This is a genomic window from Micromonospora sp. CPCC 206060 (assembly GCF_036906895.1).
GTDB lineage: Bacteria > Actinomycetota > Actinomycetes > Mycobacteriales > Micromonosporaceae > Micromonospora.
Genome location: NZ_JBAKHU010000157.1, coordinates 1 through 4,279, shown reverse-complemented (window position 1 = coordinate 4,279; position 4,279 = coordinate 1). Strand labels below are relative to the sequence as shown.

Genomic DNA, 4,279 nt, shown 5'->3' with positions numbered 1-4,279 from the left:
GTCTCGGTCGTCATCTGGCGTCTCTCCCTTGATCGGTCGATCAGCCGTTAGTTGTACACACCCATCGGCGTGCAGCCGAGTTGATGACCCTGCGGGTGATGCCGATCCTGGCTGACTTGTCCAAGCGGGGCGCATCCCTGTCTGCCAGGGTGAGTTGAGGCCAACGGTTCATAGCAAGTCCGTCTGGCAGGGCGAGTTCAGGATCGAGAAACGTTGAGTGCTGCTGTTGACATCGTGGTGCCCCAGGATGGGGTCATGAGTCGTAGGAAGGGTCCGCGTTCGGACGGGCCGCGGGTGCGCCGGTCGTTCGCGCCGGGGCAGAAGCTGGACCTGTTGGCCCGGTATGAGCAGGCCGTCGCGGTGGGTGAGGGCGGGGCGTTCCTGCGGCGGGAGGGCTTGTACTCGTCGTTGATGTCGGAGTGGCGCCGGGCTCGTGACGCCGGGTTGTTGCAGGGCAAGCCAGCCGGGGAGACGGTCGGACGCCCGAGTTCCGAGCAGGCCGAGATCGCCCGGTTGCGGCGGGAGTTGGAGCGTACGCAGGCCCGGTTGGCCCGGACGGAGACGGCGTTGACGATCATGGGAAAAGCGCGCGAGCTCTTGGAGGAGATCTCCAGGAGCGAGCCGGACGGTCCGGATGTGTTCGGGCTCGGCAGGCGTTGATGGACGCCTACCGGGCGTTGACCGGTGCGGGGACCACGACGCGGGACGCGGCCCGGTTGACCGGGATCGCCCGGTCCAGCGCCGGCCGGGACCGGCTGCGGCCGGCACCGTCACGTCTGGTGCGGCGCCCGCCGGTGAACGCGCTCAGCCTGGCCGAACGCGACCGGATTGTGCACGTGCTCAACAGTCCGGAGTTCGTCGACGCCGCCCCGGCGCAGATCTTCGCGGCGTTGCTGGACCAGGGCGTGTACTGAAATAGGAGTCACATGGCTCACCGAACGGTTAGTACCGACTGGGATGCTGAACTCGTGCCCCACGGCGGCGGAGTCGAAGCCGACGCGTGGATCGGCGATTTCAAGCAGGCGGGGCGGCAGGTCACCGTGCAGATGCCGTTGATCGAAGGAGGGGCATGGCAGCCGGAACGCTGACGCAGCTCGACGGATCTTGCTGTGGACCCGTGGCGGAGGTGGCCTGATGACGTCGCGCTTCGATGACGTCGCGCTTCGCGTCCCCGTCGATCCTGCGCTCGCCCGTGCGGAGGGTCGCGAACTGATACGTCACGAAGGCGGACGTTTCGGCGAGGCCGCAGCCGGAAGTCGGATCGTGTTCCAGGCCGCCGTACTTGTGGTCGGTGCGGGGGTGTTGGCCGCCCTGTACGTGCTGATGGTGCAGCTCATGTTCGGGGCGCCCGGCGCCGATGCCACGACGGTGGTGATCGCGAGTCTCATGGTGGTTCCGCTCGCCGTGATGCAGATCCGGGGTGTCCTCCGGGGGCGTCGGGCCTCGGAGGTCGGCTGGTACCGGCTGAGGCGCTTCACCGAGGCGAATGGGCTGTCCTACACAGCCGTCGAGAAGGATCCGGTTCGACCGGCGGCTTTGTTCCGCGTCGGATCGTCGCGTGTCGCGGGCGACCTGGTGACCGCGACCGCGCATCGTCCGTTCGAGGTCGCGAACTACGCCTATGACACATGGACGGGGCAGACGCGCATGCCGCACACGGCCTGCTACGCCATGTTCACCGTGCGGACAGCGTTGCCGCCGATGGCGCTGGTGACCGCCGCGCGAGATATCCCGTCGTGCGCATGGACGGTACCGCCATCGTACCGGCCGCTGATGATAGGCGGCTCGTTCGACGTGCATTTCCAGGTTCTCTGCGCACCGCAGGATGACGACGCCGTCCGGAGGCTGCTCACACCCGCGGTGCAGGAGACGCTCGTCGAGCTCGCGGGAAACTGCGACGTCGAGATCGTCGACGGCCGCGTCTTCTTCATCGCGCGTCGGGCGCTGCCGAACACGGATCCTGCATTCTGGGAGTGGATCGAGGACCTCGCCGCGCTGGTGGACGAGCAACTGGACCGACAGGGCGGTTCTGCCGTGCCGGGGATGCGAGTCGCGGATGAAGCGCGTCGATCGCGCAGAGCAACGCTGTTTGCGAGGACGAGGGTGCGTGGAACCGCGGTCGTCGGCTGTCTGATCCCGTTGCTGTTCGGAGTCGTCGCGGCGGCTGTTATCAGCGCGATCATGCGGTAGGCGCATGCTCGACTACGAAGGGGCTCGGCGTCGGGGTGCTGCTGCCCGCTCGTCGACGTGGTCGCGGAGGCGGAAGCGCTGGGACTCGAGGTCGTGTTCACCGGGGAGATCGCACGGTGACGGTCCACGTCGAGCGAGTTCGGCGACCAGTACCCGGCCGTGATCCGGCTCTGGCGCACCTCCTGGCCGCAGTTCGTGCCCTTCCTGAACTACGACCACGAGGTCCGCAAGGTCCTCTACACCACCAACATCATCGAGAGCCTGAACGCCCGGTTCCGGCAGGCCGCCCGACGGCGCGGGCACTTCCCGACCGAGCAGCAGGCCGCGATGAAGGTCCTCTACCTCGTCGTCCAACAGAAACGCCGAGGTGGCGGCAGCATCACCGGCCGGGTCTACGGTTGGGCCAAGGCCCTCAACGCCCTGATCCTCGCCTACGGCGTAGGGTAAGCACGGGCGTACCCTCCCCACCCGCGTTGGCGCGCGGGCTCTACTCGATTCCTGGCTTGGAACTCGTCGGGAGGGTACGCCTCCCGACGCTCATCCACAGGTTTCGAGCATTGCTCACCGTCCCGGATGCGTAGGCGAGCGAGATTGACGACTGGTTCGAGGGCGAACCGAGCGGTGTACCCGTCGAGTGGGGCTTGGCTGAGATAGAGGTCCGCGTGGCGGTGGCACCAGGCGCGGGCGAGCTCTGCGTCTCCGCAGTCGGAGGCGACGAGGGCAGCCCCGTTGAACACCATGGATGCCTTCTCCGGGTCGCGTTCGCGGTAGGCGGTCTCGGCGAGCCCGACGAGCCGGTTGACCCGTGCGTCCAGTGGTTTGGCAGGCGGTCGTTTCCGTGCGACGAGAGGGAAGCGCGCCGCGATGGTGGAGGCAAGAGGCGGGGGCATGGTGTCCTCATCTGCTGCGGAAGGCCGCCTGTCGGCAACGAGGTGCCCCGGCCGGTGACCGCCGAAGGGCCAGCCGGGCTCGTCGCGGGGATCGCCGGGGCGGGACAGGGCGCCGCCCCAGCGGGCATGCGTTCAGAAGGAGATCGTGAGGACCGTGTCGGATCGACTAATGCCACCACGTTCGGCAGGTCGGGTTCCTGCGCGCTGGGCGGTGACGGTGGGCTGGTTGGGGCGGCCTGCCTCGTCCCAGTGGTCGAGCAGGTTGGTCAGGTCGGTGGCGAGCGTGGTGGCGTCTGGTCCGTGGGCGATCGCGCCGAGTTCGTGGTGGCCGTTGCCGATGTCTTGGAAGGTGAGGTAGGCGATGGTTGTGCCGTGGTAGATGGCGGCACCGGCCCACCGGTAGGCGGGGGTGACCAGTCCGCTGGTGCGGGCGGTGTCGCCGACGCCGAGGCGGCCGAGCGGCCTGTCGGTGTGCACGAGCAGCCACAGGTCGAGGTGGCCGGGGTCTGCGTCGCTGACCTGGATGCCGGTCCAGCGTTCGAGCCGGGGGTGGCCCAGGGCGCTGCTGAGGGCGGCGCGGTCGGGTTGGTCGGTGGCGTCGAGTTTGAGGACCACGTCGGTGTCGAGGCGTACGTGGTGGTCGGTGTGCGCGGCGGTGCCGCGCATGGGGACGAATCCGCAGACCAGCGGTGTCGTGGTGCTGACCAACTGGTGGGGGGCGGTGCGGTCGAAGGCGAAGCATCGGGTCAGGCCGCTCTCGTGCACGCGCAGGGGCACGACGATGCGGCCGTCATCGGCGAGTTGTTCCCACCAGCCCGCGGAGATGTCCCAGGCTCCGGCGGTGACGATGATCCGGTCGTAGGGCGCGTGATCGGGGTGACCGAGGGCTCCGTCGCCGCAGATCACCTCGACGGTGTCGTAGCCGGCGCGGTCGAGGCCGGCGCGGGCGCCGTCGGCGAGGCCCTGGTCGAGTTCGATGGTGACGACCTTGCCGCCAGGGCTGGTCAACTCGGCGAGTAGGGCGGCGTTGATGCCGGTGGCCGCGCCGATCTCCAGGACGCGATGGCCGGGTTGATCAGCTTGGTGGCGTACCCGGTCGTCCGGCTCGCTCGTACCCGCATCGCCCCCGCCCTTCTCCATCGTGCTCGCACCCCGATTCGTGCGATCGACCGCCTTCCGCACGGTGTCCCAGTTGAGCA

Annotated in this window: 5 protein-coding genes and 1 pseudogene; 5 read left to right on the top strand and 1 reads right to left on the bottom strand. The window is 68.5% G+C overall.

Going from position 1 to position 4,279, the window contains the following annotated elements; all coding sequences use genetic code 11:
• Positions 1 to 255 precede the first annotated feature (255 nt).
• The 5 genes and pseudogenes from V6U90_RS32635 to V6U90_RS32615 form a co-directional block, all read left to right on the top strand.
• A complete protein-coding gene (locus V6U90_RS32635) occupies positions 256 to 660 on the top strand; it encodes a hypothetical protein (RefSeq protein WP_334444911.1) in 405 nt (134 codons plus the stop codon).
• Positions 660 to 914: a hypothetical protein gene (locus V6U90_RS32630; protein ID WP_334444909.1), complete on the top strand. Its 255-nt coding sequence runs from the start codon at positions 660 to 662 to the stop codon at positions 912 to 914. Before V6U90_RS32635 ends, V6U90_RS32630 begins: the two co-directional genes overlap by 1 nt.
• A gap of 12 nt (positions 915 to 926) precedes the next feature.
• Complete coding sequence (locus V6U90_RS32625) at positions 927 to 1,088, top strand: hypothetical protein (protein ID WP_334444907.1); 162 nt, start codon at positions 927 to 929, stop codon at positions 1,086 to 1,088.
• A gap of 46 nt (positions 1,089 to 1,134) precedes the next feature.
• Entirely contained in the window at positions 1,135 to 2,190 is a 1,056-nt protein-coding gene (locus tag V6U90_RS32620; protein WP_334444905.1) for a hypothetical protein, read from the top strand.
• 147 nt (positions 2,191 to 2,337) lie between these two features.
• A pseudogene (locus V6U90_RS32615) lies at positions 2,338 to 2,637 on the top strand (transposase); the annotation flags it as partial.
• A 575-nt stretch (positions 2,638 to 3,212) separates the two neighbouring features.
• Here V6U90_RS32615 and fxlM read toward each other — a convergent pair.
• Positions 3,213 to 4,279, bottom strand: a 1,067-nt coding sequence (fxlM, locus tag V6U90_RS32610; RefSeq protein WP_334444903.1) for a methyltransferase, FxLD system, incomplete at its 5' end; no start/stop codon positions are given.